Here is a 13473-nt window from a genome sequence, read left to right as displayed (position 1 = left end):
GGTACATTTGGATAATTAAACAGAGTTATTAATAAAGTGAAACTTTCATTAGCGCTCCTTTCACAAGTTTATCACAGTGAGACTAATGTTAATTATGATGATATTTATATGTTTCACACACAGACAAGTTCTTCGTTAAGTAGACTGTCTGTTTTTAATAGGAGATATAATTTTATAGAAGAATAGAGGGGAATCCATGCACTATTACGGAACTTCAAAAGTGAACGATGCAGGTCATCTTGAAATAGGTGGAGTCGATACACTGGAATTAGTCGAAAAATTTGGAACACCTGTTTATGTATATGATGTTGAATTAATTAGAGAAAGGGCGAAAGGTTTTAAGGAGACTTTTGATCAGCTTGGAGTAAAAGCGCAAGTGGCTTATGCAAGCAAAGCTTTTTCTACTATAGCAATGGTTCAACTAGCAAACGAAGAAGGCTTATCATTAGATGTAGTTTCCGGTGGTGAGTTATATACTGCAATTGCTGCAGATTTCCCTGTAGAAAGAATTCATTTTCATGGGAATAATAAAAGTAAAGAAGAACTATTGATGGCAATTGACGAACAGATTGGCTGCATTGTTGTCGATAATTTTTATGAGCTTGAAATGCTTACTCAACTATGTGAAGAAAAAAATAGGAAAATGTCGATCTTACTAAGAGTGACGCCTGGAATTGAGGCACATACTCATGATTATATTTTAACTGGTCAAGAAGATTCTAAATTTGGGTTTGATTTACAAAATGGACAAGCAGAAAAAGCGTTGTTAGAAGCGATTAAATCGCCGTTCATAGAGGTACTAGGCCTTCATTGTCATATTGGGTCTCAGATTTTTGATACAACAGGTTTTGTTCTCGCTGCCCAAAAAATAATGGCACATTTATCAGAATGGAAAGCCAATCATCATTTTGAATCAAAAGTATTAAATTTAGGTGGTGGATTTGGTATTCGTTATACCGAGGAAGACCAGCCTATTCAGCCAGCTGAGTATGTAGAAGTAATTATCAAGGAAGTAAAAGAACAAGTAAACAACTTAGAAATGCAAATGCCGGAAATTTGGATTGAGCCAGGCAGATCTCTTGTAGGGGATGCAGGAACGACTTTATATAAAATCGGTTCACGAAAGGAAGTACCGAATGTTAGAAAATATTTAGCAATTGATGGAGGAATGAGCGATAATATTCGTCCTGCTTTATATCAGGCCAAATATGAAGCAGTGCTGGCAAATAAACCGCTGCAAGCCCCAGATGAAACAGTTTCCATTGCAGGAAAATGCTGTGAATCAGGAGATATGCTTATTTGGGACCTTCCTTTACCTAAAGCAGGCGATCATGATGTACTTGCTGTATTCTGTACAGGAGCATACGGATATTCGATGGCAAACAATTATAATCGAATCCCAAGACCACCTGTTGTGTTCGTGGAAAATGGAGAAGCAAGAGTGGTAGTGAAGAGAGAATCATTTGAAGATTTATTACGCTTAGACTTGCCATTAAAAGAAACAGCTTCATTAAAAAAATAAAGCTAAAAAAGGGAGTCGCTAAGACTCCCTTTTTTACTTGAGTAAATAATAGTTAAGAGAAGAAAGATTTGATTGCTTCAACAATACTTGTAAAGACTTCTTTAATCTTTGCTAAAAATCCTTTTCCTTCTTCGCTTTCTAAATAGCCCGTTAATTTATCCTTTGCTTCACTCAGCTGATTTCCAACTTGATTCCAGTCAATATTAAGTTCTTTTAATTTATTAAAGAAGGAAATAAGACTTTGAAGCTGTTCATCCGTTAAACTGATATTTAATTCTTTAGCAGAATCTTGAATAATTGTTTGTATTTCTTCAACTGTTTTTGGTTTTTGCTCTGCTATTTGCTCCTTCACTTTAGCCATTAAAGCAGTGGCTTCCTCTTGGCCAATATCTTCCCCTAAATTAGCTGTCTCCACCATCTCTTCATTGGCAGCTTGCTTTACGTCTTCTGGGATAACAGTATCTGTAGAGACTTCGTATGCTTTAATAATTCCTGTTAATGCAGCTGTACCAGAAACTTCAATAGGCGCAGTAATATAAATTTTTGCATCCTTTACCCCGGCAGTAATCAAGGCATTAATATACATTTCGTCCGTGACCCAATTAATATTTTTGGTAGTAACTTGAATTCCAGTACCTTTGTCCCCGATTGTAATGGCCGAAGAAGAGATTGCTCTAGTACCAATTAACGATTTTGAAATGTACTTTCCTAAATATTGATGCTCTTCTTTATTAGAAACAGTAATAATTTCTGCATCTTCAGGTGCTTTCATTTCAGTTAATAAAAGCTGTTTTTGTTCGGCTGTTAAGTTTTCACCAAGTGTAACAATCATGTCCCCAACTGCTACATCAGCATAAGCTGGAATCGGTATTAATAGTAAGAAAGCTAGAACCATCCATATCCATTTATTTTTTTTCATTCGTTTACCTCCTGTTTTCCTTCTGCAGAACTAGGTGAAAAGTAGCGCTATCCATATTTGATAAAATAGCATAAATTTCCGTGATCTAAAATAACTACATCTAATAGACGTAATTCAACTACAATAAGTTTCTTATTTTAGTTTTATTGTCTTCTTTCCCTTTATTATTCACCGTAACTCCTGAAAAAATGAAGTTTTTGTGTAGCTTTTTAACATATATATGCATATTTTATATAGTATTAAATAAATTTAAAGTGGTAAATAATTTGATTTAGATTGGAAAGTAAAGGTTTTTTCCTTTTAGAAGCTAGATAGTTATTTTCTCAATATCTTTATGTATAGAATTCAGAGTTGCTTTGTTCGGGCTAACAAGAAAGCAATCAACGGGCAGGAATATTAAGAAGTAAAGCTAGTAAAGGGAACGGTAATAGTAATAAATGTTTAAAATATTTAGTGGCTAGCTATTTAGAAATGAAGACGAGGAGGGACAAGCAGAATTTTAGAAGTCCTCAAAAAATTCTCTTCAAAGATGTATACGGAAGAAAGACTTGGATAAATAGTATTATCTCTATAAGGGTAATTTGGCATGGATAGAATGAATCCTTATGCTTAAAAGATTTTCATTGAAGAATACCGCTAATTTATGTATGATAGAACCAATAACATTTATCATATTTTTGGGGCGGTCCTAAATGATTCTTACAAAAAGGAAGAGGATGGTAAAAATTCGTTTCAGTTTCGTACAGATGAAAAATTTTTAATTTAACATCAGGAGATTGATTGAATCTTATTTTTGATGGGAAAACTGTTAGTGAATATGTTTTAAAAATAATGAGGGATATTAATGATTATTCGATATAAAAAGGCATTTGAAAAGATTGCAATGGGATTGCTTTCTTTTATGCCTGCAGAAAAAGATTTAAAAGTATTACAACAAACAATTAAACAATATGAGTCGGAAGAAAATTGGCAATTATTTTTATGGAAGGAAGAGGAAGATATTATTGGCTTAATAGGCGTTATCTTTGAAGATGAATCTTCCATTACCATCCAGCATATAACTGTTAATCCATCTCATCGCCATCAAGGTGTTGGAAAAGCTATGGTTCAAGCTGTTAAAGGTCTTTATCCGAACCGTACATTAAAATCAAATGAATTAATTGTCAATTTTTTATCTAAGTGTAACGATGGTGTTCAAGTAGATAAATAAAAAAGAGGTGTTTTCTAGGAAGAATCCATTGAATTGGTTCTTTAAGAAAACACCTCTTTTGTGATAAGGACGGCACTATTAAAGGTGCTTATCCTTTTGTTTTCTTAGAAGCAGTGCGTTTTCTCGTTCCTTTATAACCATACTTCTATCTCGGCTTATATGACGATGAATGATTTCAAAAGGAACGGGCTCACTATTTTTCCATTTCAGTCCCTTTATATGTGCTGATTCGATACAGTTCATTTCTAAGTTAGGGTCTGTAAATGGTAAATGATAGGTACAGAAGGCATGATGCTGTTTAATATGCTTTTCTTGTAGCTTTAATAAAAGAAGTAATTTTGAGGCATCGAGACCTAATTTCTTAATTATTTCCTGCTTCTTTTCTAATAACTGCATACTTTTTATAAGCGTTTTTTCTGCTCCTTTAAAATTTTTTCGGCGATGATGATAGGCAGATACTGCTAAGAGAATAAATCCTACCCAAATAGAATCTTTATTGCCACTATCGACTTTTTTCCAATATTCCTCTAAAATTTCATGACACTCAAAATAATCTTGATCGCAATGAAAATGTACAAGAAACTCTATATATTCATTTGGATACATTATTATCTCCTTATTCTTTACTGAAATTAAAATGGGGTTAAAGGATCCATTACATGTCTGTTATTATATCGATAAATGATAAAAAATGTAACGATAAGACTTAAAATTAGGGAAATGGTGATTTTTCTGTTGGATAACTATTGTGTTTCGTTTATATTAATACTATCATTATTAAGTTAAAGGGATTCTATTAGGATTTTGGTGAGAATAATGCAATATAATGTGAAAATTGATAGTTTTGAAGGACCATTAGATTTACTTCTTCATTTAATCAATAAATTGGAAATTGATATTTATGATATTAACGTCGCAGAAATTACCGAACAATATTTAGATTATGTTCATGCCATGCAAGTGTTACAATTAGACGTAGCGAGTGAATTTTTGGTGATGGCAGCAACTCTTTTAGCGATTAAGAGTAAAATGCTTTTACCAAAGCATGAAGAAGAGTTATTAGATGACGATTTAATGTATGAGCCGGAAGAAGATTCGCGAGAAGAGCTAATTGAGAGGTTAGTAGAATATCGTAAATTTAAAGAGGCTGCAGATGATCTAAAAGAGATGGAATTGGAAAGAGGGCTTATATTTACGAGACCTCCAAGTGATTTATCAGATTTTAACGTAAGTAATGAAGAAAGCATCAAACAAGAGTTAGATGTTTCTTTATATGATATGCTTGCTGCCTTTCAAAAATTGCTAAAACGTAAAAAGTTACAGTCACCGTTAGCAACAAAAATCACGCGGCAAGAAATTCCAATAGAAAGTCGAATGGAAGAAATTGTCGGGTTTTTAAGAACTAGAAGAGAGAGAACATCTTTTGAAGACCTTTTTCCAGTCGCCACAAAATCACATATTGTCGTGACTTTTTTGGCAATTTTAGAACTTTTAAAGCGTCGACAAATATTTGTAGAACAAGAAGGAAACTTTGCAGATATTTTTGTAATGGGAAAGGAAGTTGAATAACAGATTGAAAGTGAATGATTGGAAAGCAATCGTTGAAAGTCTTCTCTTTGCCGCGGGAGATGAAGGATTAACGATCAAGCAATTAATGCATGTTTTAGATATGGAGCAATTAGAAGTAGAACAATTAATAGATGAGCTAATAAAAAATTATCGTAAGGATAAAACAAGAGGAATTTCTATTATTGAAATCGCTGGTACGTATCAATTTGCCACAAAGAAAGAGCATTCGGATTATCTAAAAAAGTTAGTGGAATCCCCACATGCATCTACCTTATCACAGGCAGCTCTTGAAACATTGGCAATCATTGCATATAAGCAGCCGATTACACGTGCAGAAATTGAGGAAATTAGAGGGGTGAAAACGGAAAGACCTCTTCATACGCTTTCAGCAAAAGCGCTCATTAAAGAAGTGGGTAGAGCAGAGGGAGCGGGAAGAGCCATTCTATATGGAACAACCAAAGAATTCTTGGATCACTTCGGATTAAAGAATATTGGGGAATTACCTCCATTGACAGAAAAGGAAGAAGAGTTTAATCAAGAAGAGGCTGATTTGTTTTTTGAATCGTTTCAGCAAATAGAAGAATAAAAAAGGAGTATCTAGGCAGTGGCTTAGATACTTTTTTATTATTTTAAAAAAGAAGGTTTATCTTTTGCTCGAATAATTGTGTCCAAATTCCACGCATTTAAGAAAAACTACCATAGAGTACATCCAACAAGATCAGTAAAGAGGTAATTTAAAGACATGATGCTCATCCTTTTATCATACCTTTTATAAGAACGATAATGGAGGAAATGGAGTTGGCACATAGATGAGTAGTTATAATGAATATGTTAGAAATGTGTTAATTTGGAACCAGGAATTAAAGCAGTTATTAGAATCGGAAGAAGTTCAAAAGGAAGAGAGTATTTGGAAAAGGCTTGATAAATTTTCGCAGTTAATGGAAGGTGTTCAAAGAAAACCAATTGAAACAGAGGAATTAATTAGAATTCAGCATGAAGCAGAAGAGCTTCATGAACAAATGGAAAGCTATTTTGCCCAAAGACAACAGCTTGGAACAATATTTATAAAGGAGCCGACAATTGCAGCAGGAGAGCATCAATTGCCGCAGTTAGCATATGCTTATGATGCCCTAGAACCTTATATTTCAAAGGAGATTATGGAGCTCCATCATCAAAAGCATCATCAATCCTATGTGACAGGACTGAATAAGGCAGAAGAGAAACTAAAAGAGGCAAGAAAAAATAATGATTTTGCCCTTGTGAAACATTGGTCTAGAGAGCTGGCATTTCATGGTTCAGGACATTATCTCCATACAATTTTTTGGAATAATATGAGCCCTAATGGTGGAGGCAAGCCCAAAGGTGCATTAATGGAGGAAATAAGGAGCTATTTTGGTAGTTTTAATGCTTTTAAAAATCACTTTTCAGAAGCAGCAAAAGCGGTGGAAGGTGTTGGTTGGGCGCTTTTAGTATGGTCTCCAAGAGCAAGGCGCCTAGAAGTTCTTCAATCCGAACGACATATGCTGTTAACCCAGTGGGACACCATTCCATTATTAGTACTTGATGTTTGGGAACATGCATACTATTTGCAATACAAAAACAATAGAGGCGATTATGTAGATAATTGGTGGAACATTGTTAATTGGAAAGATGTTGAAAATCGATTTTTAAAAGCAAGTGAATTGAAATGGCGCCCCTATTAAAGGGAAGTCATAACTATAATTTAAAAATAACAGAGATATATGCTATAAAATATGCAGTCCCTTTTAGGACTGCATATTTTATTTGCTAGGAAGCTCTATTTATTAGTCATATGCTTGTCTTTTTTTTCATAAACTTGTACAAACCATTAAAGGAGACGAGGTTGTGTTAAATGAAATTACGTAAACTTATTATTCTTACAATCATTACCTCCATTCTGTTTCTCGCTATTCCCCAAAAAAGCAGTGCACAAATGTATGTAAGTGCACAAAGTGCGATATTAATGGAACAAGATTCTGGACGAGTTATTTTTGAAAAGGACGCACATACAAAAAGAAGGATTGCTAGTATAACAAAAATAATGACCGCGCTCCTTGCGGTGGAGTCTGGAAAATTAGAGGATACAGTGACTGTTAGTAGTAATGCAATTAGAACGGAAGGATCATCTATCTACTTACAGGAAGGGGAAAAAATTAAGCTTGAAGATCTTGTATATGGATTGATGCTTCGCTCAGGAAATGATGCCGCAGTTGCTATTGCTGAAACTGTTGGTGGAAGTCTAGATGGCTTCGTCTATTTAATGAATCAAAAAGCAGAAGAAATCGGCATGAAAAACACTCATTTTGCTAATCCCCATGGACTTGATGATCATGAAGACCATTATTCTACAGCTTACGATATGGCACTGCTTACCCGTTACGCAATGAATAATGATACATATAAAAAAATTGCTGGGACAAAAAGCTATCGTTCGGAAAGTACAAACAATGAGTGGGATCGGGTCTGGAGGAACAAAAACAAACTTTTAACAAGTCTATATGAACATTCAACAGGAGGAAAAACAGGGTATACAAAGAGAGCAAAAAGAACATTGGTCAGTACAGCGGAAAAGGATGGAGTAGAATATATAGCAGTAACGTTAAATGATCCGGATGACTGGGATGATCATATTAATATGTTTGAAACCGCGTTTAAAACATATAAAAAAGTGCAGGTACTTGAGGAAGGGAAAATAAAAACAGTTAAAAATAAATTTTATAAAAATAAAGTATATATAAAGTCTGATTTAGAATACCCAGTGACAGAGAAAGAAGAAGATTTATTTAAGGTTGAGTATAGTTTGACAAAGGTGAAGAAAGAATGGGAAAAAAATCAGGAGGAAGTACCTGAAATAGTAGGAGAAGCAAAAATATATTTAGATAGTAAACTTGTAGATAGTGTTCCTATTCATTTTAAAAACACTAAGGCAAAAGAATCAAAAAGCTTTCTAGATTATTTTAAGAATATGTTTACAGCAATGACTGGGGTTGGCAAGCATGGTTAATTATATTTGGGCAGCGCTAGCTATTATAGGAATTGTTTTTGCAGCAGTTAATGGAACGATGGATGAAGTAAATAAAGCGATTTTTTCTGGAGCAAAAGAAGCGGTAACAATATGTATTGGGCTTATAAGTGTTTTGGTTTTTTGGCTGGGGATGATGAAAATAGCAGAACAGGCTGGGTTACTTCAAAAGCTTACAAATCTATTTAGACCAATAGTAGCAAAGCTTTTTCCCGAGGTTCCAAAAAACCACCCAGCAATGGGGTATATATTATCGAATATGATTGCTAATATATTTGGGTTAGGTAATGCTGCAACACCTCTAGGGATTAAAGCAATGGAAGAATTGAAAAGATTGAATGGGGGCAAGAATTCAGCAAGTAACAGTATGATTACTTTTCTTGCCTTAAATACGTCATGTATTACTTTAATTCCGACAACAGTTATTGCTATCAGAATGAATTACCATTCTGCTTCTCCGACAGATATAGTAGGCCCAACAATTATTGCAACCATTTTCTCCTGTATAGGCGGGATTTTAATTGATCGCTATTTTTACCATAAGAGAATGAGAAAAGGGTGATGAGTGATGGAGATAGTATCTTTAATTTCATTGTGGATGATTCCTTCCCTCATCGGGTTTATTTTACTGTATGGAACATTTAAAAAGGTTCCAACATATGAAAGCTTTGTTGAAGGTGGAAAAGAAGGAATACAAATTGCGTTCTCCATCATTCCCTATTTAGTTGGAATGCTTGTTTCTATCTCCATTTTTCGCGCATCTGGGGCATTAGAATTTTTTATGAGTTTTCTTAAGCCTGTATTAGACTTTATCGGCGTTCCCTCCGAAGTAGCACCATTAGCAATTATAAGACCAATATCAGGAAATGCAGCATTGGGAATGACAAGTGATTTAATCGCAACATATGGTCCAGATTCCTTTATCGGCAGGCTTGCATCTGTCATACAAGGAAGCACCGATACCACTCTTTATGTATTGACCGTTTATTTTGGGGCAGTAGGGATAAAGAAAATGGGGGATGCCTTGAAAGTTGGATTACTAGCGGATCTTATTGGATTTATTGCTGCAATTGTAGTTGTAACTTTAATGTTTGGTAAATAATCATAAAATGTCTTAGGGAAAGTTTGGGTATTGGAACTTTTCCTAAGGCATTTTTTTGTTGTATGGCAGATTCTTTCTCTTTCTATGAGAGTTCTAAAAGATTGTTAAGGTTAATGAGAAAAAATAACAACCAACTATATAAAAATTCTTATTTAATGAGTAGATCCCTAATTTTAAAGATTTCTTTGAAATTTCGTCCATTTATGTCATAATTCATAGGAATGGCAAAAAAAGAACGATCAAGGTTTTGAAATTAGTCTATTTTCATAATAGGATAAAAAATAAACGCTTATAAAATATTTTGTAATATGATCAATCATTTTTTACTGTTGAGAAATTGGATGAGGTGATTTAGATGGAAAGACTACAAAAAGTAATTGCACACGCTGGAATTGCATCAAGAAGAAAAGCAGAGGAATTAATTCTTGACGGAAAAGTAAAAGTTAATGGGAAAACAGTGAAAGAACTAGGTGTGAAAGTAGGTTCTAATGATAAAATTGAGGTAAGTGGAATTCCTGTTGAGAGGGAAGAACCAGTTTATTTTATCCTTTATAAACCAAGAGGGGTAATTTCTAGTGTCAATGATGATAAAGGAAGAAAAGTTGTAACGGATTATTTTTCTGAGATTGAAGCAAGAATTTATCCTATAGGACGATTAGACTATGATACTTCAGGTATCATTCTTTTAACAAATGACGGGGAATTTGCAAACCTTATGATGCATCCAAAAGGAGAAATTGAGAAGGTATATGTTGCAAAAGTCAAAGGCATCCCTGCTCGTGAGAAAGTAAAGCAACTCGAAAGAGGGATTATGCTAGAGGATGGAAAAACAGCCCCTGCCAAGGCGAAAATTCTCTCTGTTGATAAGAAAAAAGGAACAAGTATTGTCGAACTGAAGATTCACGAAGGAAGAAACCGCCAAGTCAGAAGAATGTTTGAAGCGATTGGAACACCTGTAATGAAATTAAAAAGGGAAAGATATTCATTCCTAAATTTAAATGGCTTGCAGCCTGGAGATGCTCGTGAATTAACTGCACATGAAGTGAAATTACTAAGAGCAGAAGCGCAAAAGAAAAAAGGATAAACTGTATATATTTTCGTATTCTCCAGCGTCTATATCCTTGTATTGCATAACAATGTTTACCTACTTAATACGACAGAAATTACACAAAAATGTTCATAAAAGTTTCACATATTGCAATGGATGATAACAATATCTACATGATAATAATGCTATAATAATTGTGGAAGATTAGATAAATCATTTATATAAATTACAATGTTATTGGAGAAATGCAGTATAAATAATAAACGATAAGATAAATAGCTATTACAAATAGACATGGCATTTATTTATACATGCAGCTAACGAAACAATAAAAAAGATAATCGTTTCGTGTATTTTTGTTAGGAGGGTATGAACGATGGAGAAAGAAATAAAAATCCTAGTGGTAGATGACGAAGAAAGAATTAGACGTCTTCTAAAGATGTACTTAGAAAGAGAAGAGTTTATTGTGGAAGAAGCGGAAGACGGAATGAGCGCTCTTTCTAAGGCATTAAACACAGATTATGATGTTATCTTACTCGATCTAATGATGCCTGGTAAAGATGGTATGGAGGTATGCAAGGAGCTAAGAGAAAAGAAGACTACTCCAGTAATTATGCTTACAGCCAAGGGAGAAGAAGTAAATAGAGTTCAAGGATTTGAAGTCGGAACAGACGACTATATCGTAAAGCCATTTAGTCCAAGAGAGGTTGTTCTGCGAGTAAAAGCTTTATTACGCCGCTCTACCAAAACGACTTTTGAGCAAAGCGATAGTTCTTCAAAAGATGTCATCATCTTTCCAGCATTGACTATTGATCATGATGCACACCGCGTATTGGCTAGTGGGAAAGAGGTAAGTTTAACTCCAAAAGAATATGAACTGCTATATTTCTTAGCTAAGTCACCAGATAAAGTATTCGATAGAGAATTACTCTTAAAAGAAGTATGGCATTATGAATTTTTCGGTGATTTAAGAACGGTTGATACACATGTTAAACGATTAAGAGAAAAGTTAAACCGTGTATCAGAAGAAGCAGCAAGCATGATTGTAACAGTTTGGGGAGTAGGATATAAGTTTGAGGTTAACAATGGATGAAGTTTTGGCGGAGTGTAGTATTTAAGCTTTGGATTACTTTTTTATTGTTGGTCTCCGTTGTATTAACGATTCTAACAATTATGCTTCTTGAGTATTTTGAGCAGTATTATACCGAGCAGACGGAAACAGAATTAACAAATACCGCCACAAAAATATCGGAAATAATGAAAGAGCATAATAATCAAATAGGTTTGGAAATTGTAGGAGAACTACTTGATCATTCAACAGGAGCTGTCATCGTTTCCTCTCCAGATCAAGTGTATTATTATCCAGAGAGTGGCTTGCAAGAACTTTCTTATTCTTTCATACAGGGCAATGAAGACTTAAACAAGGTGATGACAAGCAATAAGACAGCAGTTGTAAGGACAGAATTAAACAATAAAGACAATACACCTGAACAAGTAGCGATTGTCGGATCCCCTCTCCATGTGAATGGAGAGGATGGAGCTGTTTTTATTTATCAGTCCTTACAATCGATGAATGAATCTAAACAATCTACCGCCAAATTTATTGTGTTAGCAGCTGTTATTGCGATTATTCTAACAACGATTTTTGCTTTTTTCCTACTAACAAGGATTACTGCTCCGTTAAGGAAGATGAGAGAAGCTGCATTTGAAGTTGCCCAAGGTAATTTTGCAGCTAAGGTTCCCATTATGGCACAGGATGAAATTGGCGAACTTTCCATCGCATTTAATGAAATGGCGAAAAGGTTAAATTTTAATATGAACGCCTTAAGTCAAGAAAAGGAGCAGTTAGATAATATACTAAGTGGAATGGCAGACGGAGTGCTAACCCTTAATCGAAATGGTAGTTTATTGCTTACGAATCCTCCTGCTGAGAAATTTTTGCAGCATTGGTATTATGAAAAAGGCGAATTAAGTGATATGCAAGCACAAATCCCAGAAGAATTACGTAAATTGTTCCAGCTTGCTGTTCATACTGGTAATGAACAAATAGATGAAATCACTTTACAGGGAAGAAACTGGGTAATGATTGTCAGCCCTTTATATGATAAGAAGGATATTAGAGGAGCGATTGTCGTCATTCGCGACATGACAGAGGAACGTAAATTAGACAAGCTACGGATCGATTTTATAGCCAATATTTCTCACGAATTAAGAACACCTATAAGTATGTTACAAGGATACAGTGAAGCGATTGTCGATAATATTGCTGAGTCAGAGGAAGAAAAGAGAGAGATGGCTCGAATTATTTATGATGAATCATTACGTATGGGTCGTTTAGTCAATGAATTTTTAGATTTAGCCAGAATGGAAACAGGTTATCTTGAATTAAGGAAGGAAACAATTGATCTATACCCATATATTAATCGGGTAGCGAGAAAGTTTAATGCCATCGCTAAAGAAAAAGAAATCACCTTTACTGTCTCTATATCGGAGGATATTGGGGAGTACGAACTTGATCCAGATCGTATCGAACAAGTTCTAACCAATATAATGGATAATAGTATGCGCCATACACCAAGTGGTGGAACAGTTTTTTTAAGAGGCAGATCGGATGATTATGGAGTGTATCTAGAAGTAGAGGATACCGGTTCTGGAATTCCAGAGGAAGATTTACCATATGTCTTCGAGCGCTTTTATAAAGCAGATAAAGCTAGAACAAGAGGTAATGCTGGGACAGGCTTGGGATTAGCTATTGTCAAAAATATTATTGATTCCCATGGGGGAGATATATCTGTTTATAGTAAATATGGTCGAGGAACGACATTTTTTATCTTTTTACCTCGAAATAAAGAAGAAAATTAGAGAATGTGGCGATTCTTCTTGATTCACAAGAAACAATTTAACATAATAGAACGTATGGGGTGTCTAAAAAAGTATTTGACCCTGCAAGCTATTTTTCCATTTTGTATGTATGAAATTATTACATACAGATATAACTTGTGAGGTCAAACTTTTCAGGGCATCTTTTCTTGTGTTTACGTACTAATGGGATAAAGGAAA

13 protein-coding genes are annotated in these 13473 nt (G+C 34.5%); 11 read left to right on the top strand and 2 right to left on the bottom strand.

What is annotated here, in order from left to right; translation table 11 throughout:
* Positions 1 to 196: 196 nt before the first annotated feature.
* Positions 197 to 1522: a diaminopimelate decarboxylase gene (gene lysA / locus NSS71_RS09710; RefSeq protein WP_047940321.1), complete on the top strand. Its 1326-nt coding sequence runs from the start codon at positions 197 to 199 to the stop codon at positions 1520 to 1522.
* Between the two features lie 52 nt (positions 1523 to 1574).
* Here lysA and NSS71_RS09705 read toward each other — a convergent pair whose 3' ends face one another.
* A complete protein-coding gene (locus tag NSS71_RS09705; protein WP_047940322.1) occupies positions 1575 to 2441 on the bottom strand; it encodes a DUF1002 domain-containing protein in 867 nt (288 codons plus the stop codon).
* An 844-nt stretch (positions 2442 to 3285) separates the two neighbouring features.
* Here NSS71_RS09705 and NSS71_RS09700 point away from each other — a divergent pair.
* On the top strand, positions 3286 to 3651 hold the full coding sequence (locus NSS71_RS09700) for a GNAT family N-acetyltransferase (protein ID WP_047940323.1): 366 nt from the start codon (positions 3286 to 3288) through the stop codon (positions 3649 to 3651).
* 78 nt (positions 3652 to 3729) lie between these two features.
* On the opposite strand, the gene NSS71_RS09695 is transcribed toward NSS71_RS09700, so the two are convergent.
* Entirely contained in the window at positions 3730 to 4257 is a 528-nt protein-coding gene (locus tag NSS71_RS09695) for a DUF309 domain-containing protein (protein ID WP_047940324.1), read from the bottom strand.
* 210 nt (positions 4258 to 4467) lie between these two features.
* On the opposite strand from NSS71_RS09695, the gene NSS71_RS09690 reads away from it, so the two are divergent.
* The 9 genes from NSS71_RS09690 to NSS71_RS09650 all read left to right on the top strand — a co-directional run bounded on the left by NSS71_RS09690 (position 4468) and on the right by NSS71_RS09650 (position 13275).
* Positions 4468 to 5220, top strand: coding sequence for a segregation/condensation protein A (locus NSS71_RS09690; RefSeq protein ID WP_082138214.1), 753 nt, complete (start codon positions 4468 to 4470; stop codon positions 5218 to 5220).
* 4 nt (positions 5221 to 5224) lie between these two features.
* On the top strand, positions 5225 to 5806 hold the full coding sequence (gene scpB, locus NSS71_RS09685; RefSeq protein ID WP_047940325.1) for an SMC-Scp complex subunit ScpB: 582 nt from the start codon (positions 5225 to 5227) through the stop codon (positions 5804 to 5806).
* Between the two features lie 223 nt (positions 5807 to 6029).
* Complete coding sequence (locus NSS71_RS09680; RefSeq protein ID WP_047940326.1) at positions 6030 to 6923, top strand: superoxide dismutase; 894 nt, start codon at positions 6030 to 6032, stop codon at positions 6921 to 6923.
* Positions 6924 to 7093: 170 nt separating this feature from the next.
* Positions 7094 to 8245 (top strand): D-alanyl-D-alanine carboxypeptidase family protein, encoded by a 1152-nt coding sequence (locus NSS71_RS09675; RefSeq protein ID WP_341132650.1) that lies wholly within the window; start codon positions 7094 to 7096, stop codon positions 8243 to 8245.
* Positions 8238 to 8825 (top strand): nucleoside recognition domain-containing protein, encoded by a 588-nt coding sequence (locus NSS71_RS09670; protein ID WP_047940328.1) that lies wholly within the window; start codon positions 8238 to 8240, stop codon positions 8823 to 8825. The genes NSS71_RS09675 and NSS71_RS09670 overlap by 8 nt, the downstream gene beginning before the upstream one ends.
* Positions 8826 to 8831: 6 nt before the next feature.
* On the top strand, positions 8832 to 9365 hold the full coding sequence (locus tag NSS71_RS09665) for a spore maturation protein (RefSeq protein ID WP_095259116.1): 534 nt from the start codon (positions 8832 to 8834) through the stop codon (positions 9363 to 9365).
* A gap of 355 nt (positions 9366 to 9720) precedes the next feature.
* Positions 9721 to 10449, top strand: coding sequence for a 23S rRNA pseudouridine(2605) synthase RluB (gene rluB, locus NSS71_RS09660; protein WP_047940330.1), 729 nt, complete (start codon positions 9721 to 9723; stop codon positions 10447 to 10449).
* Positions 10450 to 10789: 340 nt separating this feature from the next.
* Positions 10790 to 11506: a response regulator transcription factor gene (locus NSS71_RS09655; protein ID WP_047940331.1), complete on the top strand. Its 717-nt coding sequence runs from the start codon at positions 10790 to 10792 to the stop codon at positions 11504 to 11506.
* The gene (locus NSS71_RS09650; RefSeq protein ID WP_095322326.1) at positions 11503 to 13275 is read left to right on the top strand and encodes an ATP-binding protein; all 1773 of its coding nucleotides are present in this window, start codon (positions 11503 to 11505) and stop codon (positions 13273 to 13275) included. The genes NSS71_RS09655 and NSS71_RS09650 overlap by 4 nt, the downstream gene beginning before the upstream one ends.
* Positions 13276 to 13473: the final 198 nt, after the last annotated feature.

The organism is Niallia sp. FSL W8-0951 (assembly GCF_038006525.1).
Classification (GTDB): domain Bacteria; phylum Bacillota; class Bacilli; order Bacillales; family Cytobacillaceae; genus Niallia; species Niallia circulans.
The sequence above is the reverse complement of the archived record's forward strand: the minus strand, read 5'-3'. Positions and strand labels throughout refer to the sequence as shown.

What these genes read in the sequence shown, in the direction of transcription:
- NSS71_RS09695 (WP_047940324.1), bottom strand. Translation starts at nt 4,257, where the DNA reads ATGTATCCAAATGAATATATAGAGTTTCTTGTACATTTTCATTGCGAT.
- NSS71_RS09665 (WP_095259116.1), top strand. Translation starts at nt 8,832, where the DNA reads ATGGAGATAGTATCTTTAATTTCATTGTGGATGATTCCTTCCCTCATC.
- NSS71_RS09680 (WP_047940326.1), top strand. Translation starts at nt 6,030, where the DNA reads ATGAGTAGTTATAATGAATATGTTAGAAATGTGTTAATTTGGAACCAG.
- rluB (WP_047940330.1), top strand. Translation starts at nt 9,721, where the DNA reads ATGGAAAGACTACAAAAAGTAATTGCACACGCTGGAATTGCATCAAGA.
- NSS71_RS09705 (WP_047940322.1), bottom strand. Translation starts at nt 2,441, where the DNA reads ATGAAAAAAAATAAATGGATATGGATGGTTCTAGCTTTCTTACTATTA.
- NSS71_RS09675 (WP_341132650.1), top strand. Translation starts at nt 7,094, where the DNA reads ATGAAATTACGTAAACTTATTATTCTTACAATCATTACCTCCATTCTG.
- NSS71_RS09690 (WP_082138214.1), top strand. Translation starts at nt 4,468, where the DNA reads ATGCAATATAATGTGAAAATTGATAGTTTTGAAGGACCATTAGATTTA.
- NSS71_RS09700 (WP_047940323.1), top strand. Translation starts at nt 3,286, where the DNA reads ATGATTATTCGATATAAAAAGGCATTTGAAAAGATTGCAATGGGATTG.
- NSS71_RS09655 (WP_047940331.1), top strand. Translation starts at nt 10,790, where the DNA reads ATGGAGAAAGAAATAAAAATCCTAGTGGTAGATGACGAAGAAAGAATT.
- NSS71_RS09670 (WP_047940328.1), top strand. Translation starts at nt 8,238, where the DNA reads ATGGTTAATTATATTTGGGCAGCGCTAGCTATTATAGGAATTGTTTTT.
- lysA (WP_047940321.1), top strand. Translation starts at nt 197, where the DNA reads ATGCACTATTACGGAACTTCAAAAGTGAACGATGCAGGTCATCTTGAA.
- NSS71_RS09650 (WP_095322326.1), top strand. Translation starts at nt 11,503, where the DNA reads ATGAAGTTTTGGCGGAGTGTAGTATTTAAGCTTTGGATTACTTTTTTA.